The sequence below is a fragment of the Scandinavium sp. NPDC088450 genome (assembly GCF_044900545.1).
In the GTDB taxonomy this organism is placed as follows: domain Bacteria; phylum Pseudomonadota; class Gammaproteobacteria; order Enterobacterales; family Enterobacteriaceae; genus Scandinavium.
This window is the reverse complement of record NZ_JBJDNI010000032.1, coordinates 25,269-50,082: the sequence shown is the minus strand read 5'-3', so window position 1 is coordinate 50,082 and position 24,814 is coordinate 25,269. Positions and strand designations below refer to the sequence as shown.

Genomic DNA, 24,814 nt, shown 5'->3' with positions numbered 1-24,814 from the left:
TGAAAGCTCCTTAACGGGTGATCATATCGTCGCGATGGACGGCAACCGGGCCATATTCGTAGCCAAGAATGGCATCGATTTGCTGTGAGTGGTGTCCGGCAATGCGGCGCAAGGCGTCGCTGTTATAGCGGGAGACGCCGTGCGCGATGTCGCGACCCTCAAGGTTGCGGATACGGATTACTTCACCACGGGAGAAGTTACCTGTCACGCTTTTAATTCCTTTAGGAAGCAATGAGCTCCCTCTTTCCAGAATTGCCGACACAGCGCCTTCATCCACCGTGATTTCACCGGCAGGCGGTGCGCCGAAGATCCAGCGCTTGCGGGTCTCCAACGGTGACGTTTGAGCATGGAAGCGCGTGCCGACGGCAATGCCTTCCATCACATCGCCAATCACGCCTGGACGGCTGCCAGCAGCAATAATGGTGTCGATGCCTGCGCGGCAAGCCACGTCAGCGGCCTGAAGTTTGGTGCCCATGCCGCCCGTGCCTAACCCTGAAACGCTGTCTCCGGCGATGGCACGCAGTGCATCATCAATGCCGTGAACATCCTGAATCAGCTCAGCTTGTGGGTTATTGCGCGGGTCCGCTGTGAACAGGCCTTGCTGATCGGTCAGCAGCAGCAATTTATCCGCACCGGCAAGGATTGCCGCCAGCGCAGACAGATTGTCGTTATCGCCGACTTTAATTTCGGCCGTCGCCACCGCGTCGTTTTCGTTAATAACGGGAACGATATGGTTATCCAGCAGCGCTCGCAGGGTGTCTCGCGCATTAAGGAAGCGCTCTCTGTCTTCCATGTCGGCGCGTGTCAGCAGCATTTGCCCGACGTGAATGCCATAGATAGAGAACAGCTGTTCCCAGAGCTGAATCAGACGGCTCTGGCCGACGGCGGCCAGCAGTTGCTTAGAAGCGATGGTGGCAGGAAGTTCCGGGTAGCCAAGGTGCTCACGTCCGGCGGCTATCGCCCCGGAGGTCACAATCACAATGCGATGCCCTGCGGCATGCAACTGGGCGCACTGACGCACCAGCTCGACAATATGGGCGCGATTAAGGCGGCGCGAACCCCCGGTTAAAACACTGGTTCCCAGTTTGATAACCAGCGTCTGACTGTCACTCATGTTTCTCTGCCATTCAATAAGGAGGAAAAGGACGTTTTAGCAGGACTCAAGGCGCTTGCCAACTCCCACAACGGGTTGCGGCTTACTTTGTTGCGCGGGATCAGGAAGCGTAGCGGCAGAAAATGACTTTTTTATGACAGAAATAGCTAATCACAGTTTTTTAAAATTATTCTTACTTTGTCATAAAACTTTCATTTCTGAAGGTTACAACCCTTCCTGTTTTTTACATCGGGCGAGTTCCCAAATAACAGCGCGTTTATAAATCAGGGTTGAAAATGAAAAAGAGCACACTGGCATTAATGGTACTGGGCGTAATGTCTTCCACCGTCGCACAGGCCGCCGAAATTTATAATAAAGATGGCAACAAGCTGGATCTGTACGGTCGCGTTAAAGCTGAACACTATATGAGCGACAACGATGCAGTGGATGGCGATCAGTCCTATATTCGTCTGGGCTTTAAAGGTCAGACCCAAATTAATGACCAACTGACTGGTTTTGGTCAGTGGGAATATCAGGTTGCGGCCAACAAAATTGAAGGTGACCCGGCAACCACCAAAACCCGTCTGGCTTTTGCGGGCCTGAAAGCCGGGGATTTCGGTTCTTTCGACTACGGTCGTAACTACGGCGTTCTGTACAACGTGGCGGCTTACACCGATATGATCCCAGAGTTTGGTGATGACTCCTTCGTCAAAACCGACAACTTCATGACTGGCCGTGGTAATGGCCTGGCCACCTACCGCAACAACAACTTCTTTGGCCTGGTTGACGGCCTGAAGCTGGCGTTGCAGTACCAGGGCAAGAACGAAAACGACGGTCGTGCCGCCTCTAAAGCAAACGGCGACGGCTTCGGTACTTCCCTGAGTTATGATTTCGGTGACTCTGGTTTCACCCTGGGCGCCGCTTACGCGAACTCTAACCGTACGCTGACCCAGCAGGACAGCAGCTTCGGTAAAGGGACTGACGCAGAAGCCTGGACCACCGGTTTCAAATACGATGCTAACAACGTTTACGTTGCTGCCATTTATGCTGAAACCCGCAATATGACCCCAATTTCCGGTACGGCTTCTATTAGCGGTGTGGATACTAAAGTCAGTGGCTTCGCGAATAAAAACCAGGCCTTCGAAGTGGTTGCACAATATCAGTTCGATTTTGGTCTGCGTCCGTCCATCGGTTATATCCAGTCTAAAGGCAAGGATATTGAAGGTGTTGGCGATGCAGATCTGGTGAAATACATCGACGTAGCCGCGACTTACTATTTCAACAAAAATATGTCAGCCTTTGTTGATTATAAAATCAACCAGCTGAGCGATGACAATAAACTCGCCCTGAATAACGACGACGTGGTTGCTCTGGGTCTGGTTTATCAGTTCTGATTCTCTTAGGTTGAAAAAAAACCCTCGCTGGCGAGGGTTTTTTATTTATTCAGGCAGACAATCTTACCGGCTGGTCAACGTCATCCGCTGGCTCTAACGCCAGGTCGAACGTTTTCAGCAGGTCACGAGCGCGTTCGTGGAATCCACGCAGGGTCTGTTCGAGACGATCGGCCACTTCAGTGTCTTTGATGACCGTCGGCTGCCAGACGCCGTCTTTGTCGAATAAGCCAAACTGATAGCTGTAGGTGAAACGCTTTTCTTGCGCTTCCATTTCCAGCCACCATCCCCAAAACTCACGCTTTTCCGGTGCCGGTTTGACATTGACGCACACTGCCAGGCAATCGAAAAAGAAGCGATTGTCTTCACACTGCTCTTCCCGGATGTACGGGCCAAGGGCTGTGAATTTTTTGATCAGTTTACTCTTCGGGTGTCCACTCGGTAACGTCATTGCAGTCTCCTTTAGTGATGCAACTGTTTTACCAAATCAATAGAATTTAGCAAACCATTAACCTAATCTATGGTTGATCCACGCAGCAATTTCCTTCAAAGCCTTGTCAAAATTACGATATACCGGCTTAAACGGGATCTCCATCAACTTGCCATCCGCAGATGACGAAGTGATTAAACGGGATTCCTCTTCTGGACTAAACGGATCGTTCTGCCAGTAACCCGAGAGCATCGGCGTTGGGCAACGACGGCCCAGCAACCCTTGCGTTTTCAGCGAGTAGCGGTTGAGTTCAACCCGCAGCGCCTCGTCGGAAGCATCATGCATGCCCAGCCGTGAAGCCAGCACGTCAAGGTACATCTCCGGCACATTGCCTTGACGAGTTGGGTCACACAGCAAGCCGTGAACGACCGGGCCAAGACAGGCGACGGCCTTCAGGCGTGGTGATTCCAGATACGCCAGGCGCACAGCGACATTCGCACCAAAACGGAAACCAAACGCCGCCACACGCGTGTGATCCACCCACGGGATGTTGGGCAAAGATTTGAGCACCTGCTGGTGCAGGAAGCTGGAATCCTGCGTCAGTTTCCATTTTGAAGAGAAACCAATCGAAGGCATGTCCAGCGTCAGCATCGCGATGCCAAGCGGGGCAAGATAGCGCTCAAACAGGGAGTAGTTGTCGCTTTGCAGGGCATCCAGGCCACCGCACATCAGGACGGTCGGGAAAGGGCCTTCACCGGGTGGCATATGTAAAAAGCCGCTCACCGACGCGCCACCAGGAATGGTGAATTCCAGTTCACGCATTGAGCCAGGCAGGCGGTTGGCGGCTTCTTCAAAGGCACGATTGGCCAGCGCCTGCGCCTGTTCAGCCAGCTCGTCACCTTTAAGATGCGGGTACGCCGCGATGCTGTAGAGATTCGAGGCATGCAGCCAATGGCGACCGCTCAAGGTGTCATCTTGCTCCTGCCCGGCTTTTTGCTGCCAGAGCATCGCCTGCTTCGACCATTCATAGATCCAATTGCCGCCACGATAACCCACAACCGTGTCGTAGAGATCGTCATCGGTCCGTTCTGCCTGGCTCATGACAATGCGCGCCTGCACGTCGAGGATTTCTTGCGGCGACACGCCACGCCAAATCCACATCAGACGGTTCACCATCCGATACCAGTGCGGCACATTTTTACCATCCAGCGCGGATTGCACCGACGGCTGTGGGCCACGGTTGAAACGACGCACCAGCGTCGAAGTTTCCGGGTGCTTAAAGCGGGGTTTGAAAAGGACTTCGCTCAGGTTGGCTTCTGGCATCGCATAGACTCCATTAATACGACATGGCTTCTATTGTAACCCGCCTGAGGCTAAAAAGGACAACGCCCGCGAATGCGGGCGTTGAAAGCGTGCTTTTGATTAACGACCGCTGATAGGCGGCACAAACACCACGCCCATATCCCACGGCTGTTCAATCCAGGTATCCTGCGGGATATCAATCACGTAATCGTCAACCAGCGGCTTACCAGCAGGTTTAGCGAAGATAGTGACGAAATGTGCTTTCGGGTACATTTCACGAATCGCAACAGCGGTGCCACCGGTATCAACCAGATCGTCGATAACGATAAAGCCTTCACCATCGCCTTCAGCACGCTTGAGGACGGTCAGCTCGCGCTGGTTGTCGTGGTCGTAGCTGGAAATGCAGACGGTGTCCACATGACGAATACCCAGTTCGCGTGCCAGCAGAGCGCCCGGTACCAGGCCTCCACGGCTGACGGCAATAATGCCTTTCCACTGTTCGGACGGCATCAGGCGCGCGGCCAGTTTGCGTGCATGAATCTGCAACATGTCCCAGGTAACGACGTATTTTTCGCTCATGTGATTGTATCCCAGCCTGTAAAACGGCTTAAAAAATGTTCGGGGTGATTCCAGGTTGCGCGAGATTATAGAGATCTGACGCACTAAAAACCAGTGTTTCACGGCCTGGCCGGGAGTTTTTGCGCGCGATGTACTACCAGAGCAGGCAGAAAGTGGTATTCTCAACGGCATCTCGCAAGTCAGGCAGTACGCCTGTTTGCCCTCGCTAACCCATTACCTGCAAGCCACTTTTGCAGGAGCCGTAAGGAGACTTACCGTGTCTGAACTGTCTCAACTGTCCCCGCAGCCGCTGTGGGACATTTTTGCAAAAATTTGCTCCATTCCTCACCCGTCCTACCACGAAGAACAGCTTGCCGAACACATCATGGGCTGGGCAAAGGAAAAAGGCCTGCACGCTGAGCGCGACCAGGTCGGCAATATTTTGATTCGTAAAGGGGCTACTGCGGGGATGGAAAACCGCAAACCTGTGGTGATGCAGGCGCACCTGGACATGGTTCCGCAGAAAAACAACGATACCGTTCATGACTTCACCAAAGACCCGATTCAGCCGTACATCGATGGCGAGTGGGTAAAAGCACGCGGTACCACGCTGGGCGCAGATAACGGTATCGGCATGGCTTCTGCCTTGGCCGTTCTGGCTGACGACAGCGTTGAGCACGGTCCGCTGGAAGTGCTGCTGACCATGACCGAAGAAGCCGGCATGGACGGCGCATTTGGTCTGCAAGCAAACTGGCTGCAGGCCGATATCCTGATCAACACCGACTCCGAAGAAGAAGGTGAGATCTACATGGGTTGTGCGGGCGGTATCGATTTCATCACCACCCTGCCGCTGAGCCGTGAAGCTGTACCTGCGGGCTTCGAAAGCTTCAAGCTGACCCTGAAAGGCCTGAAAGGCGGTCACTCCGGTGGCGACATTCACTTAGGCCTGGGCAACGCCAACAAACTGCTGGCGCGCTTCCTGGCAGGCCACGCTGCCGAACTGGACCTGCGTCTGGTTGATTTCAACGGCGGTACTCTGCGTAACGCAATCCCTCGTGAAGCGTTCACCACCGTTGCGGTGCCTGCTGCTAAAGCAGAAACCCTGAAAGCGCTGGCGGAAAAATATCAGGCTATCCTGAAAAACGAGCTGGAAGCGAAAGAGAAGAACCTGATCGTGGTGCTTGAATCCGTGACCGCCGATAAAGCGGCGTTGACGGCACAATCTCGCGACAGCTTCATCCAGTTGCTGAATGCCACCCCGAATGGCGTGATCCGCAATTCCGACGTGGCGAAAGGCGTAGTGGAAACTTCCCTGAACGTCGGTGTGGTCACCATGCACGACGACAACGTGGAAATCATCTGCCTGATCCGTAGCCTTATCGACAGCGGTAAAGACTACGTGGTGAGCATGCTCGAATCACTGGGTAAACTGGCTGGCGCTCAGACCGCACCGAAAGGCGGCTACCCGGGCTGGCAGCCAGACGCCAACTCCCCGGTCATGCACCTGGTTCGCGAAACCTATCAGCGTCTGTTCGACAAAACCCCGAACATCCAGATTATCCACGCCGGTCTGGAATGTGGCCTGTTCAAGAAGCCGTATCCGAACATGGACATGGTTTCCATCGGCCCAACCATCACTGGCCCGCACTCTCCGGATGAGCAGGTTCATATCGAAAGCGTTGGCCAGTACTGGACGCTGCTGACTGAACTGCTGAAAGCGATTCCTGCGAAGTAAATTTGCTGATTGCAGAATGACGAAGCCTCCGAAAGGAGGCTTTTTTATTGGTTGCGGGCCGGGTATTGCCGGGCGGCACTGCGTTTGCCCGGCCTACAAAGGCAAGCCATTTGTTGTTAATGTTGGCCGCCAGGCACGTCTTGTTTATTGGTCGCACGATCCAAAAGGGCAAGCTATTTGTTGTTAACGTAGGCCTGTGCCAGCGAAGCGCCGCCAGGCTCTTCTTATTTATTCATTGGTCGCACGATCCAAAAGGGCAAGCCATTTGTTGTTAACATAGGCCTGTGCCAGCGAAGCGCCGCCAGGCATTTCTTACAACCCCAACACCAACTGCCGTTCAAGCTGCGGATCAAGCAGCGTGACGTGAACGCCTACTAACCTGACACCACGCCCACCTCGCCGCTCCTGCCAGGTTTTATACGCCGTGGCAATCAGGTCATCCTGGCTGAGTTTCGGCCAGACATGCTCTTGCGTGGTCTGCTGAAAATCATTGAATTTGAGCTTTACGCCCTGACGCGCAATCAGCAAATCAGGCTTCACTTTTGCCAGCCTTCGTTCGAGTTCGGGATAAAGCTGATTCACTATAATGGCTTCGCAGTCTTCCCACTCGTGGATATCCTCTGCCAGCGTGCGTTCCACGCCTATCGACTTACGCAGACGTTCGTTATTCACATCACGCTCGTCGATACCGTTACTGCGTTCCCACAACACACGGCCAAACTTACCGAAGCGCTTGAGCAACATCGCCAGGTCTGCGTGCTGCACATCCTCACAGGTTCGTAGCCCCATGCTTTCAAGTTTGGCCGCTGACACTTTCCCTACGCCGGGGATTTTCGCGAGCGCCAACGTTTTCAGGAAAACAGGCACTTCATCAGGCGTAATGACATATTGCCCGTTGGGCTTATTGAGATCTGAGGCGATTTTGGCGAGAAACTTCACCGGGGCGACCCCAGCAGACGCAGTGAGGTTTAGCTCTTTGTGAATAGTCTGGCGAATCTCTTCCGCCATTAGCGTTGCAGAGCCGTGGCAGTGCAGACTGTCGGTCACATCCAGATAGGCTTCATCCAGCGAGAGCGGTTCGATCAGCGAAGTGTAGCGCGAGAAAATTTCGCGGATATGGTTAGACGCTTCTTTGTAAGCCTCGAATCGGCCTGGTAATAATGTTAAATGAGGGCAAAGTTTGAGGGCCATCGCGGTTGGCATGGCGCTGCGAACGCCAAACTTACGAGCCGGATAGTTGGCGGTGCTGATAACCCCGCGTCGCTCACGGCTGCCACCAATGGCGATAGGAATGTCGCGCAGGGCTGGATTATCCCGCATTTCAACCGCGGCAAAAAAGCAGTCCATATCAACATGGATAATTTTGCGCATACTCAGCCCTCAATAATTACTGGTTAAGTATACAGTAAAATAATGAGCAATGAGAAGTGTGGGAGGATTTAGTGCGGTCTGATGCCCTCTCCCCCGCCCCTCTCCCACAGGGCGAGGGGAGAAAAAACTAAAAACCTTCTCCAATGAGAAGGTTTTGCAGTTTACCTCGTGCGGCCTGATGCCCTCTCCCCCAACCCCTCTCCCACAGGGCGAGGGGAGAAGAATGAGCACCGAACGGTCCCCTTTCCCATTGGGAGAGGGTTAGGGAGAGGGAAACTACAGGATGCGATTTTGCTGGCGCTGTGCTTCGCGGGCCATGCGCTTTTTGCGCGCATCGCACGGCTCCGGGCAATCGCACACTTTCTCCAGCCCCAGTGACGAAATCCCGCCGCAGCTGCCCTGAATGCTTTTACGCTTCACCAGATAGCCGAGCGACATCCCTAAAATCACCAGTACAAACACGGCAAAGGTCGCCAGAAAAACCGTTAACATCATCAGCCTCCGAAGTCATCGAGCATGATGTTTTCATCCTCAACGCCCAGGTCTTTCAGCATCTTGATGACCGCGGCGTTCATCACTGGCGGCCCACACATATAGAACTCGCAGTCTTCCGGTGCCGCATGATTTTTCAGGTAATTTTCATACAACACGTTATGGATGAAGCCAGTATGCCCTGTCCAGTTATCTTCCGGCTGCGGATCAGAGAGTGCCACATGGAAGGTAAAGTTCGGGTTTTCACGTGCGAGCTGTTCGAACTCATCGTCATAGAACATTTCACGCAGTGAGCGTGCGCCGTACCAGAAGCTGATTTTACGCTTGCTGCCCAGACGCTTGAGCTGATCGAAGATGTGCGAACGCATCGGTGCCATGCCCGCACCGCCGCCGATAAACACCATTTCCGCGTCCGTCTCTTTGGCAAAGAATTCACCAAACGGCCCGGAAATCGTCACTTTATCGCCCGCCTTCAGCGACCAAATGTAGGACGACATAATGCCCGGCGGCACCTCTGGCGCAGACGGTGGCGGCGTGGCGATACGGACGTTGAGCATGATAATGCCCTTTTCATCCGGATAGTTTGCCATTGAGTAAGCACGCAGCGTCGGCTCGTTCACTTCCGATACGTAACGGAACAGGTTGAATTTATCCCAGTCGCCACGGTATTCGTCCGGCACGTCAAAATCGGCATACGCCACTTTGTGTGACGGACACTCAATCTGAATATAGCCGCCTGCGCGGAACGGCACGCTTTCGCCTTCCGGAATGGCGAGCTTCAGCTCTTTGATGAAGGTCGCTTTGTTATCGTTGGAGATAACCTCGCACTCCCACTTCTTCACGCCGAAGATCTCTTCCGGCAGCTCGATTTTCATGTTCTGACGAACCGCCACCTGGCAAGCCAGACGACAGCCTTCTTTCGCTTCACGCTTGGTGATGTGGGAAAGCTCGGTCGGCAGGATGTCGCCACCGCCCTCTTTCACCGTCACACGGCACTGGCCACAGGAGCCACCGCCGCCGCATGCGGAAGAGACAAAAATCCCGTTGCTGGAGAGCGTATTCAGTAACTTGTCGCCCGCCGGAGTGTGAATTTGCTTGTCGGCTTCGTTATTGATTTCAATAACCACATCGCCGGAGTTCACCAGCTTCGCGCGCGCCGCGAGGATAAGCAGCGACAGCGCCAGTACAATCAGCGTGAACATCACCACGCCAAGAATAATTTCCATCATTTACGCCCTTATAGCTGCACGCCGGAGAATGACATAAAGCCGAGTGCCATCAGTCCGGTGGTGATAAAGGTGATCCCTAAGCCGCGCAGTCCTGCGGGCACGTTGGCGTATTTCATCTTCTCGCGTATCCCTGCCATGGCGACAATCGCCAGCATCCAGCCAATGCCGGAACCAAAGCCGTAAACAATGGACTCAGGGAAGTTGTAATCACGCTGAACCATGAACGATACCCCGCCAAAGATGGCGCAGTTCACGGCAATCAACGGCAGGAAGATCCCCAGCGCGTTATAGAGCGACGGGAAATACTTATCGAGGATCATTTCAAGAATTTGCACCAGCGCCGCAATCACCCCAATGAAGGTGATGAAGTTGAGGAAACTGAGATCGACCCCTTCAACCAGCGCGCCGTCGCGCAGCACCAGATTGTAGATAAGGTTGTTGACCGGCACGGAAATCCCCAGCACCACCGTGACCGCCACGCCCAGACCAAAGGCCGTGGACACTTTCTTCGACACTGCAAGGAACGTACACATGCCGAGGAAGAAGGCCAGCGCCATGTTTTCAACAAACACCGCACGGACAAAAAGACTGATGTAATGAGCCATAATCGGTTACTCCTTCTCCTGCTGCTCAGGCTTCCAGCTACGCAGCGCCCAAATCAACAGACCGATGATGAAAAACGCACTCGGCGCGAGCAGGAACAGACCGTTCGGCTGATACCAGCCACCGTTCTGTACCGTTTGCAGCACGGTGATGCCAAACAGTTTGCCGCTGCCGATAAGCTCACGCAGGAAGCCAACAATCATAAGGATAGCGCCGTAGCCCAATCCGTTGCCGATGCCGTCCATAAAGCTCGCCAGCGGCGGCGATTTCATGGCGTAGGCTTCTGCACGGCCCATCACGATACAGTTGGTGATGATCAGGCCGACGAAGACCGACAGCTGTTTTGAGGTTTCATAAGCGAAGGCACGTAACAGCTGATCGACCACGATAACCAATGAGGCGATGATCGCCATCTGCACGATAATGCGCACGCTGTTAGGAATGTGGTGGCGAATCATTGAGATGAACATGCTGGAGAACGCGGTTACCAGCGTCACAGCAAGGGTCATCACAAACGCGGTTTCCAGTTTGGTGGTCACCGCCAGCGCCGAACACACGCCCAATACCTGTAAGGCAATCGGGTTGTTGGCAATGAGCGGCCCCGTCAGGACGCGTTTTACTTCTTTCATATCACCGAGTTCAGCCATTGTTCAGGCCTCCTTCACGAATCTGCTTCAGGAAGGGACCAAAACCTTGCTCCCCCATCCAGAAATCAAAGCTGTGCTGCACGCCGTTTGATGTCAGTGTCGCACCAGACAGGCCATCCACTGCATACTCGTCACCCTGACGCGCACCGCCCTTCACAACTTTCAGCGCTGGCATGCCGTTATCATCGAGAATTTTTTTACCGATGAACTGTTTACGCCATGACGGGTTTTCAACTTCGCCACCCAGCCCCGGGGTTTCGCCCTGATCGTAATAGGTGATGCCTTTCAGGGTTCGGCCATCGACATCGAGTGCCACAAAGGCATACATCATCGACCACAGGCCATTGCCGTAAATCGGCAGCACCACTTCCTGGATTTTCTGCTGTTGATCTTTGACGAGGTAGATTTCCACCACGTTGCTGCGACGCTTGATACCCGCCGGGTCCTGATTTGCCTCAAGCACGGTGCTCTGCGCCGGATCTTTCAGCGCCAGCCCCTGGTTAAAGGATTCAGGGTCTTTATCCAGCAGATCACCACTTTTTAAATCCAGCAAACGTGGCGTGATGCGCTCAGCGAAAACAGAGGCAACCTCTTCTTGCTTCATCTCTGGCTGCATCAGCCCGGCAACCGACAGAATGTTTCGTTGCTTATCGAGTGCTTTCTGCTCTTGCTGGCGTGATTTCAGGCCAACCGCTGAGCCTGCCACGACTATCGAGCAGACCAGACAAAGCACCAGCACCACCAGCAGCGTTTTGCCGATGCTATCGTTACTTTTTACTTCAGCCACGCGACTTCCTCCGCTTGATATTGGCCTGCACCACCAGGTAATCGAACAGCGGTGCGAACAGGTTGGCGAACAGAATCGCCAGCATCATCCCTTCCGGGTATGCCGGGTTCACCACGCGGATCAGCACGCACATTGCGCCGATCAACACGCCATAGGCCCATTTCCCTTTATCGGTAAACGACGCCGACACCGGGTCGGTCGCCATAAAGAACATGCCGAAAGCAAACCCACCCAGAACCAGATGCCAGTACCACGGCATGGCGAACATCGGGTTGGTGGCTGAACCAATCAGGTTAAACAGCGTAGAGAGGGCAATCATGCCGATCATCACGCCCGCCACAATGCGCCAGGACGCCACACGACCGAAGATAATGATCGCCCCGCCAATCAGCAGCATCAGCGTGGACACTTCACCGATGGAGCCAGGAATGTTACCGAGGAACGCATCCATCCAGGTCACAGGCTGCCCCGTCGCCACGTTCATCAGCGCTTCGCCGCCATTGTGCGCCCACTGAGAAAGCGGAGTTGCGCCAGAGAAACCGTCTGCGGCTGTCCACACTAAATCACCGGAGATTTGAGCCGGATAAGCAAAGAACAGGAACGCACGCCCGGCCAGTGCGGGGTTGAGGAAGTTACGCCCAGTGCCGCCAAAAATCTCTTTGCCGATCACCACGCCAAAACTGATGCCCAGCGCCGCCTGCCACAGAGGCAGGGTCGGAGGCACAATCAGCGCGAACAGGATCGAGGTAACAAAGAAGCCTTCGTTGATTTCATGTTTGCGAACGATGGCAAACAGCACTTCCCAGAAACCGCCGACGACAAACACAGTGATGTAGATAGGCAGGAAGAACACTGCGCCTAATCCCATCATGCTCAGCCAGCCCGCATCCGGGCCAAAGTTAACCCCGAGCCATTGCGCCACGCTGTAGTGCCAGTGGCTGGCAATCACCTGTTGTAATTGCTCCGCGCCATAGAGTTTGTGCAAGGCAGGAATGGTTTGCAGACCGACGTTATACATGCCCCAGAACATGGCCGGGAACACCGCCAGCCACACCAGAATCATCATACGCTTGAGATCGATGGCATCACGGACGTGAGAAGCGCCCTTTGTTACCAGACCCGGCGTATAAAAAATGGTGGCTGCCGCTTCATACAACGGATAGTACTTTTCAAGTTTGCCGCCGTGAGTGAAGTGCGGCTCTATTTTTTCCAGCAGATTTTTCAAGCCCATCACTTATCCTTCCTGCTCAATGCGGGTTAATACTTCACGCAGCACCGGTCCATATTCGTATTTCGCCGGGCAAACGTAGGTGCAGAGCGCCAAATCTTCTTCGTCCAGTTCCAGACAGCCCAGCGCCTGTGCACTGTCGGTGTCACCCGCCAGCAGGTCACGCAGCAGCATGGTAGGCAGGATATCGAGCGGCATGACGCGTTCGTAGTTGCCAATCGGCACCATCGCACGCTCGCCGCCGTTGGTGTCCGTCGAGAAGCTGAACAGCTTAGCTTTAAGGAAGTGACCCAACGTTGTGCGCGTGATGGAAAACTTCTCTTTGCCTGGCATCACCCAGCCAAAAAGCTCTTTTTCGCGCCCTTCTTTCACCACGCTCACCTGCAGGTGATAACGCCCCAGGAAAGCATGTGGCCCCTGAGCGTGCGTGCCGCTGAGCACTGAGCCGGAAATCACGCGGTTCTCGCCTTCCGCCAGCTCGCCCGTTGTAAGTTGCTCAAGGCTTGCGCCCAGCAGGGTTTTCACCAGACGAGGGGTTTTCACCTGTGGCCCGGCGAGGGAAATAATGCGTTCAGCCCACAGTTCACCTTCAGTAAACAGTTTGCCGATGGCAATCACGTCCTGATAATTCAGATGCCAGACCTGCTTGTGCAAGCTGACCGGCTCAAGAAAGTGAATGTGCGTGCCCGGTAAACCCGCAGGATGCGGACCGGCGAATTCATTAAACGTCACCTGGCCGGCTGCATGGCCGCCAAGCTTGCCGCCGCTGGCCTGACAAACGTGAACTTTGCCGTCCGTCAGTTGCGCCAACACCGTTAACCCGGCGTTAAACGCCTCGCGATATTGAAAGATGATGGGCTGCGGATCGGCAGCTAAAGGATTGGTATCAATGGCGGTGACGAAAATCGCCGCGGGCACGCTTTCGGGTGCCGGAATTTTACTGAACGGACGAGTGCGCAGGCTGGTCCATAACCCGGATTCCAGTAGCTGCTGCTGCACTTCTTCGCGCTTTAGCGTCGCCAGTTCAGCGGCTTCTCTGCGTGCAAAACGGATGGCGTCGTCGCCCTCGACTTCAATCACCACAGACTGCAACACGCGACGTTCACCGCGATGTATCGCGCTGATGACGCCACTTGCAGGCGCAGTGAAGCGCACGCCAGGGTTCTTTTTGTCTTCAAACAGCAGTTGCCCTTTGGCGACACGGTCGCCTTCCTGGACCGCCATGGAGGGGCGCATGCCAATGTATTCTTCGCCCAGCACCGCCACGCGCGTGACTTGCGCGCCTTCGGCGATGTGCTGAGACGGTGCGCCAGCGATGGGCAGATTCAGCCCTTTTGTGATTTTAATCATGTCGTTAGCAGATATCCGTAAACGTTAGTCACTAAACCCAGCGTATTCATTAAGAAAAAAAGAAAGGAAAAACCGGTGCCAGAGAGCGCTGCTGGCGGCAGTACGATGAGAGTAAAGCATCCTTTCTTAACCTGGTCGTGAGACGCGGGAAGTTTACAGGATCACCGGCAAGAACGCAGCATTTGCGCGGTTTGCAGGTCGGTATTTGCGAGCAATTACGCAAAGTTCTGACTGTTTCAGGAAAAAAAATGCTTTATAACGTAAAACTAATCTGTAAACACGGTAGCCCGGACTTGCGAAAAACTTTGGTGATGCTAATGTGAGCGCACCTAATCGAGACAATTCTGATTTCGGTACCCGTTTTGGCCTCCCCGGCCTTTTATCACCGTTTTATCAAGGAACATGTAGTATGCGCAAAATCGCATTGTTACTTGCGATGCTGTTGATCCCGTGCGTTTCGTTTGCCGGTTTGCTTAGCAGTAATAGCTCGACCACCCCGGTCAGCAAAGAATATAAGCAGCAGCTTATGGGGTCACCGGTTTATATCCAGATCTTTAAAGAAGAGCGCACCCTTGATCTGTACGTGAAAATGGGTGAAACGTACCAATTGCTCGACAGCTACAAAATTTGTAACTACTCCGGGGGTCTTGGCCCGAAACAGCGCCAGGGCGATTTCAAATCTCCGGAAGGGTTCTACAACGTCTCCCGCAGCCAGCTCAAACCTGACAGCCGTTTCTATAAAGCCATTAATATCGGCTTCCCGAATGCTTATGATCAGGCCCACGGCTATGAAGGGAAATACCTGATGATCCACGGTGCCTGCGTGTCCATTGGCTGCTATGCCATGACCGACACGGGCATTGATGAGATTTTCCAGTTCGTGACCGGCGCACTGGTGTTTGGCCAGTCAAGCGTGCAGGTGAGCATTTATCCGTTCCGCATGACCGATGCCAATATGGAACGTCATAAATTCTCTTACTACAAAGATTTCTGGTCGCAGCTGAAACCGGGTTATGACTACTTTGAGCAGACTCACAAGCCGCCGATGGTGTCGGTACAGAACGGGCGCTACGTGGTCAGCAAACCGCTGAGCCACGAAGTTCAGCGTTCCCAGCTGGCGTCAAACTATACGCTCCCCGAGGCAAAATAACGCCCATTCGCCTGGCTCAATCTTGTGCCAGGTTTCGTTGCCCGTCAGCGGCTGCGTCGCAATCACAGTGACCACATCGTTCGGTGTGGTCTCTCGCTGAAAATCTATCTCCACGTCCTGGTCCAACAACGTTGCCACGCCAAACGGCGCACGTCGCGTTATCCAATAGAGATTCGTTGAGCAGTACGCCATCACATAGCGTCCGTCGGACAGCAGCATGTTGAACACGCCTTTTTCCCGCAGTTCACCCGCAAGCGTCGCGATGTATTTGAATACGCCAGTCATGTTGCCAGGCGTGCGCGGGTAACGAGCGGTGAGTTTGTGCAGCAGCCAGCAGAACGCTTTTTCGCTGTCGGTTTCACCCACAGGCCGGAATTGCCCGGTCTCCAGGGATTTGTAACCTGTTAGTTGCCCGTTATGCGCGTAGGTCCAGTTGCGGCCCCACAGCTCACGGGTAAAAGGATGGGTATTTTCCAGCGCGACTTCACCACGATTGGCCTGGCGAATATGCGCGATGACCGAGCAGGATTTGATCGGATAGTCCTGCACCAGTCTGGCAATCGGTGACTGATAGCTGGGTTGTGGATCTTTAAATGTGCGACAGCCTTTGCCTTCGTAGAAGGTGATCCCCCAGCCGTCTTTATGCGGCCCGGTTCCGCCGCCGCGCTGAACCAGCCCGGTGAAACTGAAGCAGATATCGGTTGGGACGTTGGCGCTCATCCCGAGCAGTTCGCACATAATTCACCTCTTGCACTTTCAGGCAGTGCCGGGTGGCGCGTCGCTTACCCGGCCTACAACGTCATCGCGAGCAAATTCACGTAGGCCGGGTTAGCACAGCGCCACCCGGCATTGCATCATCAGGCCTTAACCATCTCTTTTTCGATCAGCATAATCAGGATATGGATCACTTTGATGTGAATTTCCTGAATGCGGTCGGCGAAGCCAAAGTGCGGCACACGGATTTCCACATCTGCGGAACCGGCCATTTTGCCGCCGTCTTTGCCGGTCAGGGTGATGACTTTCATCCCCTGCGCGCGCGCGGCTTCAATCGCTTTGATCACGTTACCGGAGTTACCGGAAGTGGAAATGCCCAGCAGAACGTCACCCGCGCGGCCCACAGACTCAACGTAACGAGAGAAGACGTAGTCATAACCGAAGTCATTGCTGACGCAAGACAGATGGCTAACGTCAGAAATAGCAATCGCCGGGTAGCCTGGACGGTTTTCACGGTAGCGACCGGTCAGCTCTTCTGCGAAGTGCATGGCGTCGCAATGGGAACCGCCGTTACCACAAGAAAGCACTTTGCCACCGGCTTTGAAGCTATCGGCCAGCAGCACTGCAGCGCGCTGAATGGCGTGAATGTTCGCTTCGTCAGCCAGAAAATTAGTCAGTGTTTCTGCTGCTTCGTTCAGTTCGTTACGAATCAGATCCTGGTACATGAGGAATGTCCTTCCGCTTTGATTATTAACCCCAGCAGTGTAACGGATAGCGGGTAAAGCGAGAAGTGGTCGACCCCGTTATCCCGCGCTGTTTTGATTTTCCGTGCCCCGTTAAGCGGCAACAGTGTGAGCCAGGTTGTAATTATTTTGTAAACACATTGATAAAAGAAATAACATCCACTACAACCATATCATCACAAGTGGTCAGACCTCCTACAAGCAAGGGAGCATTTCTTTATGATGATTTTGAGTATTGTTGCAACCATCGTGTTACTCGGTGTGCTGTTCTATCACCGGGTTAACCTGCTGCTCAGTAGCCTCATCCTGCTGGTCTGGACGGGCGCTCTGGGCGCGGCCGGGCTGTGGAATATGTGGTTACTGCTGCCGTTGGCGATTATTCTGCTGCCCTTCAACCTCACCCCGATGCGCAAAGCGATGATTTCCGCACCGGTGTTCCGCACCTTCAGTAAAGTGATGCCGCCGATGTCGCGTACCGAAAAAGAAGCGATTGATGCGGGTACCACCTGGTGGGAAGGCGATCTGTTCCAGGGCAATCCTGACTGGAAAAAGCTGCATAACTATCCGCAGCCGCGCCTGACGGCGGAAGAACAAGCCTTTATCGACGGCCCGGTGGAAGAAGCTTGCCGTATGGCAAATGATTTCCAGATTACCCACGAAATGGCTGACCTGCCGCCAGAACTGTGGGCTTATCTGAAAGAACATCGCTTCTTCGCGATGATCATTAAGAAAGAGTACGGCGGCCTGGAATTCTCCGCTTACGCTCAGTCTCGCGTGCTGCAAAAACTCTCTGGCGTGTCGGGCATTCTGGCGATCACCGTCGGCGTACCGAACTCTTTAGGCCCAGGCGAACTGCTGCAACACTACGGCACCGACGAGCAGAAAGATCACTACCTGCCACGTCTGGCACGCGGTCAGGAAATTCCTTGCTTCGCGCTGACCAGCCCGGAAGCAGGCTCCGATGCCGGCGCCATCCCGGATACCGGTGTCGTCTGCATGGGTGAATGGCAGGGTGAGCAGGTGCTCGGTATGCGCCTGACCTGGAACAAACGCTATATCACGCTGGCCCCTATCGCCACCGTGCTGGGCCTGGCGTTCAAACTCTCTGACCCGGACAAACTGCTGGGCGGCGAGGAAGATCTGGGCATTACCTGTGCGCTGATCCCAACCAGCACCCCAGGCGTTGAAATTGGTCGTCGTCATTTCCCGCTGAACGTGCCGTTCCAGAACGGTCCAACCCGCGGTCAGGACATCTTCGTCCCAATCGATTTCATCATCGGTGGCCCGAAAATGGCCGGTCAGGGCTGGCGTATGCTGGTTGAATGCCTCTCTGTCGGACGCGGGATTACCCTGCCGTCGAACTCCACAGGTGGCCTGAAATCTGTCGCGATGGCGACCGGAGCTTATGCTCACATCCGCCGTCAGTTCAAAATCTCTATCGGCAAAATGGAAGGGATTGAAGAGCCACTGGCACGCATCGCCGGTAACGCGTATGTGATGGATGCTGCGGCATCGCTCATTACCTACGGCATTATGCTGGGCGAAAAACCTGCGGTGCTGTCGGCGATTGTGAAATATCACTGCACCCACCGTGGTCAGCAGTCAATCATCGATGCGATGGATATTGCTGGCGGTAAAGGCATTATGCTCGGCGAAGGTAACTTCCTGGCCCGTGCTTATCAGGGCGCACCGATTGCCATCACCGTAGAAGGCGCGAACATTCTGACCCGCAGCATGATGATCTTCGGCCAGGGCGCTATCCGCTGCCATCCGTACGTGCTGGAAGAGATGGCGGCGGCGCAGAACAAAGACTTGAACGCGTTCGACCAGTTGCTGTTCAAGCACATCGGTCACGTGGGCAGCAACAAAATGCGCAGCTTCTGGCTGGGCCTGACTCGCGGCCTGACCAGCAGCACGCCAACACACGATGCGACCCGTCGCTACTATCAGCACCTGAACCGTCTGAGTGCCAACCTCGCGCTGCTGTCTGACGTGTCGATGGCGGTTCTTGGCGGCAGCCTGAAGCGTCGCGAACGTATCTCCGCGCGTCTCGGTGATGTGCTGAGCCAGCTGTATCTCGCCTCTGCGGTGCTGAAACGCTATGACGATGAAGGCCGTAACGAAGCGGATCTGCCGCTGGTCCATTGGGGCGTGCAGGATGCGCTGTATCAGGCAGAACAGGCGATTGACGACCTGCTGCGTAACTTCCCGAACGGGTTTGTCGCAGGCGTGATGCGCGTCGTTATCTTCCCAACTGGCCGTCACTATGCCGCACCGTCGGACAAACTGGATCACGTTGTGGCGAAAATCCTGCAAACGCCAAGCGCCACCCGCTCTCGTATCGGTCGCGGTCAGTACCTGACGCCAAGCGAGCACAACGCTGTTGGCCTGTTGGAAGAAGCGCTGACCGATGTGATGGCTGCCGATCCGATTCATCAGCGTATCTGCAAAGAGCTTGGTAAAAACCTGCCGTTCACCCGTCTGGACGAACTGGCCCGCAACGCGCTGGCGAAAGGGCTGATTAACCAGGACGAAGCGGCAATCCTGACCAAAGCAGAAGAAAGCCGTCTGCGCAGCATCAACGTCGATGACTTTGAGCCTGACGCATTGGCGACTAAACCGGTAAAGCTGCCGGAGAAAGTTCGCAAGATTGAGGCGGCGTAACCAATACCGCCCGGTGGCGCAAGCTTACCGGGCCTACCTTTCCTTGTAGGCCTGTGCAAGCGAAGCGCCGCCAGGCAAACAGCATCAAAGCGGAGATCTTCTCCGCTTTTTTTTATCGATTTGTTACAAAGCCGCTTCATGGCCTGATAAGGTAGTAGAGTACTCTGACCGCCGATGACTCAGGAGCTTCTGACTGTGCCTAACCTGAAAGTAACGTTGTTGCAACAACCGCTGGTGTGGATGGATGGTCCTGCCAATTTGCGCCATTTTGATCGCCAGCTGGAAGGTATCCAGGGGCGCGATGTGATTGTCCTGCCGGAAATGTTCACCACCGGTTTTGCGATGGAAGCGGCCACGCAATCTTTGCCGGAAGAGGACGTTGTGGCATGGATGCACGAGAAAGCCAAACAGGCCGACGCACTGATTGCCGGAAGTGCAGCTCTGCAAACCGAGCGCGGCCCGGTGAACCGTTTCCTGCTGGTGGAGCCGGAAGGCAAAGTCCATCGCTATGACAAGCGTCATCTGTTCCGCATGGCGGATGAACATCACCATTATGAAGCAGGCAATGAGCGCGTGGTCTTCGAGTGGCGCGGCTGGCGAATTTTGCCGCTGGTGTGCTATGACCTGCGCTTCCCTGTATGGTCACGCAATCGTGATGATTACGATCTGGCGCTGTACGTGGCCAACTGGCCTGCCCCACGCTCGCTGCACTGGCAGGCGCTGCTGACCGCAAGGGCAATTGAAAATCAGGCTTATGTTGTGGGCTGCAACCGCGTAGGCACCGATGGCAACGGTCATCACTACCGCGGCGACAGCCGGGTGATTAACCCGCAAGGCGATATCATTGGCACGGCGGAAGCCCACCAGGCGACCAGAATCGATGCCGAACTGTCGCTCTCTGCGCTGAAAGAGTACCGCGAAAAATTCCCTGCCTGGCAGGATGCGGATGCCTTTACCCTCGACTAACCCTCCCCTTTAGCGCTTCTCTCAACGAAGCGCTAAAAAAAAACCATATCCGTGCAGTAGATCCTGATTTGACACAAAGATTAGGCTGCTAACTTGCTGACCGGCCTCGTTGTTCTAGCTTTGAAGATGGCGTGTTCATTATATCGCCACCTCTGGTTACGTCTGAACAGTCGAGGACAGAATGAAAAAACTGACGTTAAGTCTTATTACCTTAGCGCTGGCGGGTGTTGCTAACACTGCGCTTGCCGATACCCTGCGCATGGAATGCCCGATTTCGCCTGGCGGTAAGGAATACTGCAATTACGTCAAAGATCGTTTCGAGAAGCAGACGAATAACAAGCTGGAATTTATCGAATTCCCTGCGGCTTCTGATGAGAAGCTGGCTCTGCTTCAGCAGCTGTTTGCCGCTAAAGATGAAAAAGCGGTCGATCTTTTCCAGTCCGACACCATTTGGGTCGGGCTGCTGGATAAGCAAACGCTCGACCTGACCGATGCGGTCAGCTCAATGAAAGGCGATTTCTTCCCTGGCCCTTGGGCGAACGACACCGTGAATGGCAAAGTCAAAGCTATTCCTGCTTATCTGGACACTGGCGTACTCTACTACCGCAAAGATCTGCTGGAGAAATACAACGAGCAGCCGCCGAAAACCTGGGAAGACCTGACGCGTATCGCCACCAAAATTCAGGCAGAAGAACGCAAAGCCGGGCATAACAATTTCTGGGGGATGATCTTCCAGGGTAAATCCTATGAAGGCCTGACCTGTAACGCGCTGGAGTGGATTGATTCCTACGGTGGCGGCACCTTTATCGACGAAAATGGGAACGTGACCGTTAACAATCCTAAAGCCGCTGCCGCACTCGATATGGTTGCGGGCTGGATTGGCAAAATCACACCGAAAGGCGCGCTGGGCTACAAAGAAGAAGAGTCTCGCGCGGTATTCCAGAACGGCGATGCGTTATTTATGCGTAACTGGCCGTACGCTTATCTTCTTTCACAAGGCGCGGATAGCCCGCTGAAAGGCAAAGTGGGCGTCGCGCCGCTGCCTGCTGGCCCGGATGGCAAATCTGCCAACGCGCTGGGCGGCTGGCAGTGGTCGGTGAATGCCAATACCAAAAACAAGGATGCCGCTATTGCGCTGCTGAAAATCCTTACCGATGCCGACTCGCAGAAAATGCAGCTGAAATATCTTGGCTTCGCCCCTACGCGTTCGGCGCTGTATGAGGACAAAGCGGTGATGGAGAGCGCGCCTCATCTGACGATGTTTAAAGAAATCTTCGCCAATGCGGTGCCCCGCCCAGCGACAGCCACCAAGAGCCAGTATCCACGAGTCTCTAACGCCATTTTTAACGTCACCTTTAAAGTGCTCAACGGCGGCAGCGATGGCAAAACAGCGGTGGCCGGCTTGCAAAAACGCCTGGAGCGCATCAAAGGCAAGGACTGGCATTAATTGGCGCACTTAGGCTATCAGAAACGGCGGCGTCGTCTGGCATGGTTGCTGGTGACGCCAGCCCTCTTTTTGCTGGTGCTGGCGGCAGGCTGGCCGCTGGCGAGAACCTTCTTTTTCAGCTTAACCAACGCGATGCTCGATAACCCGAGCGAGTATCAGATGGTGGGCCTGGCCAACTATTACCTCAATCATGACGGGGAAATCAGCGGCGTGCTGGCCGACCCGCTGTGGTGGCAGGCGGTGGGAAATACGCTGTGGTTTACGGTGGTGTCCGTCTGCCTTGAGCTGGTTTTTGGCATGCTGTTGGCACTGCTGATGAATGAGAAGTTTCGCGGTCAGGGACTCGTTCGCACCGCCATTCTGGTGCCCTGGGCGATCCCGACCATCGTGAGCGCCAAAATGTGGGGCTGGATGTTCCACGATCAGTACGGCGTGGTGAACGATCTGCTGGCGAAAATCTTTGGCTATCAGGCACATCTGGCGTGGATAGCAGAACCGTCACTTTCGATGTGGGCGGTGGTCATCGCCGATGTCTGGAAAACCACGCCGTTTATGGCGCTGATGCTGCTGGCCGCCTTGCAGCTGATCCCCGGCGATCTGTATGAGGCTGCGCGAATCGACGGCGCAAGCGCCTGGCAGCGTTTCAAACGGATAACGTTACCGCTGATCCTCCCTGCGATGGTCGTGGCGCTGATCTTCCGGGTGATGGATGCGATGCGTATCTTCGATCTGATTTTCGTGCTGACCTCCAACAGCGAAGCCACGATGTCCGTTTCCGGTTACGCCCGCGAGCAGATCATTTCCTATCAGGATATGGGCGCAGGCTCTGCGGCCTCGGTGCTGGTATTTATGATGGTGGCGGGCATTGCCGCTTGCTTTATCCGAGTCGCAAAACTGAATGACAAGGAGAAGCGCTGATGAAGACAACGCGTGCTCAGCGGCGCTTCGGCAGAAATCTGGTGGTCTACGCCGGAGCCACTTTCGCCGTGCTGTTTTGCGTCTTTCCGTTTTACTACGCCATTCTGACCTCGCTGCGCACCGGGCAGGAGCTGTTTCTCCCGGCGTATCTGCCGAGCGGCTGGCACTGGCATAACTATGTGGTGGCGCTGGTAGATAACGGCATTGCGCGGAGCCTGCTCAATTCCGTGCTAGTGGCGACAATTACTGTCGGCATTTGCCTGCTGGTTTCCGTCACCGCGTCTTTCGCGTTAGCGCGTGTGCCATTTCGCGGCAGGCGATTTCTGCTGTTCACCATTCTGTGCGTGTCGATGTTCCCGCAGGTCGCGGTGCTGACCGGGATGTTTGAGCTGGTGCGTTTTCTGGGCTTGTACGATTCGCTCGGCGCGCTGGTGCTGTCCTACACCACCTTTTCGCTGCCTTTTACCGTCTGGGTGCTGACGACGTTTATGAAGTCGATTCCGGTCGAACTGGAAGAAGCGGCAATTGTTGATGGCGCAAGTACGTGGACCATTATCCGCCGCGTCTTTGCGCCCATTCTGGCTCCGGCGCTGGTCACCACTGGGCTGCTGGCCTTTATCGGTGCGTGGAACGAATTTATGTTCGCCCTCACCTTCATCATTTCCGGCGACAAACGCACGGTACCGGTGGCTATCAGCATGTTCAGCGGCGCGTCCACCTTCGAACTGCCGTGGGGCAGCATTATGGCAGCGTCGGTGGTCGTCACTCTGCCGATTATCGTGTTGGTGCTCATCTTCCAGAAACGCATTGTCAGCGGGCTGACCAGCGGAGCAATTAAGGGATAACTATGGGGCAACTGGTACTCGACAAAATCAGCAAGCGTTACGGCAGCTCGTCCGAAGTGATTAAACCCCTGGATTTGACCGTGGATAACGGTGAGTTTGTGGTGGTGGTCGGCCCTTCCGGCTGCGGTAAATCAACGCTACTGCGCATGGTGGCGGGGCTGGAGGAGATAAGCGATGGCGAGATGCGCATTGATGGCGTCTGCGTCAACGACGATTCGCCCGCCGAACGCGGCATCGGCATGGTGTTTCAGTCCTATGCGCTCTATCCGCACATGACGGTGTATCAAAACATGGCCTTCGCGCTGGAAATGGCAAAGCTTCCACCTGCTGAAATCGACAAAAAAGTGCAGGCCAGCGCGCGCATTTTGCAGCTTGAAAAGCTGCTCGACAGACGCCCAAAAGACCTTTCCGGTGGACAACGACAGCGCGTGGCGATTGGCCGCGCCATCGTACGAGAACCGAGCTTGTTCCTGTTTGATGAACCGCTGTCTAACCTCGACGCCTCGCTGCGCGTGCAGATGCGTATGGAAATCGCCGCCCTGCATAAGCGCATCAACGCCACGATTTTGTATGTCACCCATGATCAGGTGGAAGCCATGACCCTGGCAGACAGGATTGTGGTGCTTAATCAGGGGCAAATTGAGCAAGTCGGTTCCCCGCTGGAGCTGTACGACCACCCGGCAAACCTGTTTGTCGCCCAGTTTATTGGCTCGCCGAAAATGAACCTGATTGCCGGCACGCTGGCGGAAACTAATGAGCATGAAAGCGTGGTCGATCTCGAAAACCGTCAGCGCATTGTGTTACCTGTTGATACGCATCGAGGAAAAACAGGCGACCGCGTGTGGCTGGGCATTCGCCCGGAGCATGTCGAGCTGTTTGATTTGGCCACGGCTGACGTAGAAGGTGAAGTGCTGTTCGTTGAGCAAATGGGCAACGAAACCCTGCTGTACGTGAACAGTGGTTACGGCAGCGAACCGCTGGTCATTCGCCTGACATCACGGCTGGAGATTAACCCGGACCAGCGCATCGGTCTGCGCCTGCCGCCCGCGAGCTGCTATTTGTTTGATGACGCGGGGCGGGCTTTTCGGCGTTTGGTTTGACCCTAAGATTTAGTCCCCTCTCCCTTGAGGGAGAGGGTTAGGGAGAGGGGG

The 24,814-nt window shown here is 54.8% G+C and carries 23 protein-coding genes; 9 read left to right on the top strand and 14 right to left on the bottom strand.

The genetic code is table 11. From position 1 onward, the window contains the following. Nucleotides 1–10: 10 nt before the first annotated feature. Nucleotides 11–1,114, bottom strand: a complete 1,104-nt coding sequence (gene proB / locus ACI2I2_RS21760; protein ID WP_330985849.1) for a glutamate 5-kinase — start codon at nucleotides 1,112–1,114, stop codon at nucleotides 11–13. A 275-nt stretch (nucleotides 1,115–1,389) separates the two neighbouring features. Here proB and ACI2I2_RS21755 point away from each other — a divergent pair, with 275 nt between their 5' ends. Further along, nucleotides 1,390–2,487, top strand: coding sequence for a porin (locus ACI2I2_RS21755; protein WP_404659857.1), 1,098 nt, complete (start codon nucleotides 1,390–1,392; stop codon nucleotides 2,485–2,487). A gap of 49 nt (nucleotides 2,488–2,536) precedes the next feature. On the opposite strand, the gene crl is transcribed toward ACI2I2_RS21755, so the two are convergent. The 3 genes from crl to gpt all read right to left on the bottom strand — a co-directional run bounded on the left by crl (nucleotide 2,537) and on the right by gpt (nucleotide 4,795). After that, the gene (gene crl, locus ACI2I2_RS21750) at nucleotides 2,537–2,935 is read right to left on the bottom strand and encodes a sigma factor-binding protein Crl (protein WP_404659856.1); all 399 of its coding nucleotides are present in this window, start codon (nucleotides 2,933–2,935) and stop codon (nucleotides 2,537–2,539) included. A 57-nt stretch (nucleotides 2,936–2,992) separates the two neighbouring features. Then, a complete protein-coding gene (gene frsA / locus ACI2I2_RS21745) occupies nucleotides 2,993–4,237 on the bottom strand; it encodes an esterase FrsA (protein WP_404659855.1) in 1,245 nt (414 codons plus the stop codon). A gap of 99 nt (nucleotides 4,238–4,336) precedes the next feature. Beyond that, nucleotides 4,337–4,795 carry a xanthine phosphoribosyltransferase gene (gpt, locus tag ACI2I2_RS21740; protein WP_040077024.1) on the bottom strand — a complete coding sequence of 153 codons (459 nt, stop codon included), beginning with the start codon at nucleotides 4,793–4,795 and terminating at the stop codon, nucleotides 4,337–4,339. Between the two features lie 256 nt (nucleotides 4,796–5,051). Between gpt and pepD the strand changes: the two genes are divergently transcribed. Next, nucleotides 5,052–6,509 (top strand): cytosol nonspecific dipeptidase, encoded by a 1,458-nt coding sequence (gene pepD, locus ACI2I2_RS21735; protein ID WP_404659854.1) that lies wholly within the window; start codon nucleotides 5,052–5,054, stop codon nucleotides 6,507–6,509. A gap of 312 nt (nucleotides 6,510–6,821) precedes the next feature. Here the strand turns inward: pepD and dinB are convergent, their stop codons facing one another. The 8 genes from dinB to ACI2I2_RS21695 form a co-directional block, all read right to left on the bottom strand. Then, nucleotides 6,822–7,880 carry a DNA polymerase IV gene (gene dinB / locus ACI2I2_RS21730; protein WP_404659853.1) on the bottom strand — a complete coding sequence of 353 codons (1,059 nt, stop codon included), beginning with the start codon at nucleotides 7,878–7,880 and terminating at the stop codon, nucleotides 6,822–6,824. A 276-nt stretch (nucleotides 7,881–8,156) separates the two neighbouring features. Then, complete coding sequence (nqrM, locus tag ACI2I2_RS21725) at nucleotides 8,157–8,372, bottom strand: (Na+)-NQR maturation NqrM (RefSeq protein ID WP_404659867.1); 216 nt, start codon at nucleotides 8,370–8,372, stop codon at nucleotides 8,157–8,159. Between the two features lie 2 nt (nucleotides 8,373–8,374). Next, a complete protein-coding gene (gene nqrF / locus ACI2I2_RS21720; RefSeq protein WP_404659866.1) occupies nucleotides 8,375–9,598 on the bottom strand; it encodes an NADH:ubiquinone reductase (Na(+)-transporting) subunit F in 1,224 nt (407 codons plus the stop codon). 11 nt (nucleotides 9,599–9,609) lie between these two features. Next, complete coding sequence (nqrE, locus tag ACI2I2_RS21715) at nucleotides 9,610–10,206, bottom strand: NADH:ubiquinone reductase (Na(+)-transporting) subunit E (RefSeq protein WP_110511594.1); 597 nt, start codon at nucleotides 10,204–10,206, stop codon at nucleotides 9,610–9,612. A gap of 6 nt (nucleotides 10,207–10,212) precedes the next feature. After that, nucleotides 10,213–10,851 (bottom strand): NADH:ubiquinone reductase (Na(+)-transporting) subunit D, encoded by a 639-nt coding sequence (locus tag ACI2I2_RS21710; protein WP_404659852.1) that lies wholly within the window; start codon nucleotides 10,849–10,851, stop codon nucleotides 10,213–10,215. Then, nucleotides 10,844–11,638 (bottom strand): Na(+)-translocating NADH-quinone reductase subunit C, encoded by a 795-nt coding sequence (locus ACI2I2_RS21705; protein WP_330985840.1) that lies wholly within the window; start codon nucleotides 11,636–11,638, stop codon nucleotides 10,844–10,846. The genes ACI2I2_RS21710 and ACI2I2_RS21705 overlap by 8 nt, the downstream gene beginning before the upstream one ends. Beyond that, the gene (locus ACI2I2_RS21700) at nucleotides 11,631–12,869 is read right to left on the bottom strand and encodes an NADH:ubiquinone reductase (Na(+)-transporting) subunit B (protein WP_404659865.1); all 1,239 of its coding nucleotides are present in this window, start codon (nucleotides 12,867–12,869) and stop codon (nucleotides 11,631–11,633) included. Before ACI2I2_RS21700 ends, ACI2I2_RS21705 begins: the two co-directional genes overlap by 8 nt. Nucleotides 12,870–12,872: 3 nt before the next feature. Further along, the gene (locus tag ACI2I2_RS21695; RefSeq protein WP_404659851.1) at nucleotides 12,873–14,216 is read right to left on the bottom strand and encodes a Na(+)-translocating NADH-quinone reductase subunit A; all 1,344 of its coding nucleotides are present in this window, start codon (nucleotides 14,214–14,216) and stop codon (nucleotides 12,873–12,875) included. 409 nt (nucleotides 14,217–14,625) lie between these two features. Between ACI2I2_RS21695 and dpaA the strand changes: the two genes are divergently transcribed. After that, a complete protein-coding gene (dpaA, locus tag ACI2I2_RS21690) occupies nucleotides 14,626–15,366 on the top strand; it encodes a peptidoglycan meso-diaminopimelic acid protein amidase (RefSeq protein ID WP_330985837.1) in 741 nt (246 codons plus the stop codon). Here dpaA and ACI2I2_RS21685 read toward each other — a convergent pair. Continuing rightward, complete coding sequence (locus tag ACI2I2_RS21685; RefSeq protein WP_404659850.1) at nucleotides 15,337–16,104, bottom strand: class II glutamine amidotransferase; 768 nt, start codon at nucleotides 16,102–16,104, stop codon at nucleotides 15,337–15,339. The genes dpaA and ACI2I2_RS21685 overlap by 30 nt on opposite strands. Nucleotides 16,105–16,223: 119 nt before the next feature. Next, nucleotides 16,224–16,805, bottom strand: coding sequence for a D-sedoheptulose 7-phosphate isomerase (gene lpcA, locus ACI2I2_RS21680; protein ID WP_330985835.1), 582 nt, complete (start codon nucleotides 16,803–16,805; stop codon nucleotides 16,224–16,226). Nucleotides 16,806–17,042: 237 nt separating this feature from the next. Between lpcA and fadE the strand changes: the two genes are divergently transcribed. The 6 genes from fadE to ACI2I2_RS21650 all read left to right on the top strand — a co-directional run bounded on the left by fadE (nucleotide 17,043) and on the right by ACI2I2_RS21650 (nucleotide 24,763). Then, nucleotides 17,043–19,487: an acyl-CoA dehydrogenase FadE gene (gene fadE, locus ACI2I2_RS21675; RefSeq protein ID WP_404659849.1), complete on the top strand. Its 2,445-nt coding sequence runs from the start codon at nucleotides 17,043–17,045 to the stop codon at nucleotides 19,485–19,487. A gap of 195 nt (nucleotides 19,488–19,682) precedes the next feature. Further along, the gene (locus tag ACI2I2_RS21670) at nucleotides 19,683–20,453 is read left to right on the top strand and encodes an amidohydrolase (protein WP_404659848.1); all 771 of its coding nucleotides are present in this window, start codon (nucleotides 19,683–19,685) and stop codon (nucleotides 20,451–20,453) included. Between the two features lie 181 nt (nucleotides 20,454–20,634). Further along, nucleotides 20,635–21,900, top strand: coding sequence for an ABC transporter substrate-binding protein (locus ACI2I2_RS21665; RefSeq protein WP_404659847.1), 1,266 nt, complete (start codon nucleotides 20,635–20,637; stop codon nucleotides 21,898–21,900). Beyond that, the gene (locus ACI2I2_RS21660) at nucleotides 21,901–22,818 is read left to right on the top strand and encodes a carbohydrate ABC transporter permease (RefSeq protein ID WP_404659846.1); all 918 of its coding nucleotides are present in this window, start codon (nucleotides 21,901–21,903) and stop codon (nucleotides 22,816–22,818) included. Further along, complete coding sequence (locus ACI2I2_RS21655) at nucleotides 22,818–23,663, top strand: carbohydrate ABC transporter permease (protein WP_404659845.1); 846 nt, start codon at nucleotides 22,818–22,820, stop codon at nucleotides 23,661–23,663. The genes ACI2I2_RS21660 and ACI2I2_RS21655 overlap by 1 nt, the downstream gene beginning before the upstream one ends. Before the next feature lie 2 nt (nucleotides 23,664–23,665). After that, nucleotides 23,666–24,763: an ABC transporter ATP-binding protein gene (locus tag ACI2I2_RS21650; protein ID WP_404659844.1), complete on the top strand. Its 1,098-nt coding sequence runs from the start codon at nucleotides 23,666–23,668 to the stop codon at nucleotides 24,761–24,763. The last annotated feature ends 51 nt before the right edge of the window (nucleotides 24,764–24,814 follow it).

Bases quoted from the DNA above. Each gene is read 5' to 3' on its own strand.
- proB (WP_330985849.1), bottom strand. From the start codon at position 1,114: ATGAGTGACAGTCAGACGCTGGTTATCAAACTGGGAACCAGTGTTTTA.
- ACI2I2_RS21755 (WP_404659857.1), top strand. From the start codon at position 1,390: ATGAAAAAGAGCACACTGGCATTAATGGTACTGGGCGTAATGTCTTCC.
- crl (WP_404659856.1), bottom strand. From the start codon at position 2,935: ATGACGTTACCGAGTGGACACCCGAAGAGTAAACTGATCAAAAAATTC.
- frsA (WP_404659855.1), bottom strand. From the start codon at position 4,237: ATGCCAGAAGCCAACCTGAGCGAAGTCCTTTTCAAACCCCGCTTTAAG.
- gpt (WP_040077024.1), bottom strand. From the start codon at position 4,795: ATGAGCGAAAAATACGTCGTTACCTGGGACATGTTGCAGATTCATGCA.
- dinB (WP_404659853.1), bottom strand. From the start codon at position 7,880: ATGCGCAAAATTATCCATGTTGATATGGACTGCTTTTTTGCCGCGGTT.
- nqrM (WP_404659867.1), bottom strand. From the start codon at position 8,372: ATGTTAACGGTTTTTCTGGCGACCTTTGCCGTGTTTGTACTGGTGATT.
- nqrF (WP_404659866.1), bottom strand. From the start codon at position 9,598: ATGGAAATTATTCTTGGCGTGGTGATGTTCACGCTGATTGTACTGGCG.
- nqrE (WP_110511594.1), bottom strand. From the start codon at position 10,206: ATGGCTCATTACATCAGTCTTTTTGTCCGTGCGGTGTTTGTTGAAAAC.
- ACI2I2_RS21710 (WP_404659852.1), bottom strand. From the start codon at position 10,851: ATGGCTGAACTCGGTGATATGAAAGAAGTAAAACGCGTCCTGACGGGG.
- ACI2I2_RS21700 (WP_404659865.1), bottom strand. From the start codon at position 12,869: ATGGGCTTGAAAAATCTGCTGGAAAAAATAGAGCCGCACTTCACTCAC.
- ACI2I2_RS21695 (WP_404659851.1), bottom strand. From the start codon at position 14,216: ATGATTAAAATCACAAAAGGGCTGAATCTGCCCATCGCTGGCGCACCG.
- dpaA (WP_330985837.1), top strand. From the start codon at position 14,626: ATGCGCAAAATCGCATTGTTACTTGCGATGCTGTTGATCCCGTGCGTT.
- ACI2I2_RS21685 (WP_404659850.1), bottom strand. From the start codon at position 16,104: ATGTGCGAACTGCTCGGGATGAGCGCCAACGTCCCAACCGATATCTGC.
- lpcA (WP_330985835.1), bottom strand. From the start codon at position 16,805: ATGTACCAGGATCTGATTCGTAACGAACTGAACGAAGCAGCAGAAACA.
- fadE (WP_404659849.1), top strand. From the start codon at position 17,043: ATGATGATTTTGAGTATTGTTGCAACCATCGTGTTACTCGGTGTGCTG.
- ACI2I2_RS21665 (WP_404659847.1), top strand. From the start codon at position 20,635: ATGAAAAAACTGACGTTAAGTCTTATTACCTTAGCGCTGGCGGGTGTT.
- ACI2I2_RS21655 (WP_404659845.1), top strand. From the start codon at position 22,818: ATGAAGACAACGCGTGCTCAGCGGCGCTTCGGCAGAAATCTGGTGGTC.
- ACI2I2_RS21650 (WP_404659844.1), top strand. From the start codon at position 23,666: ATGGGGCAACTGGTACTCGACAAAATCAGCAAGCGTTACGGCAGCTCG.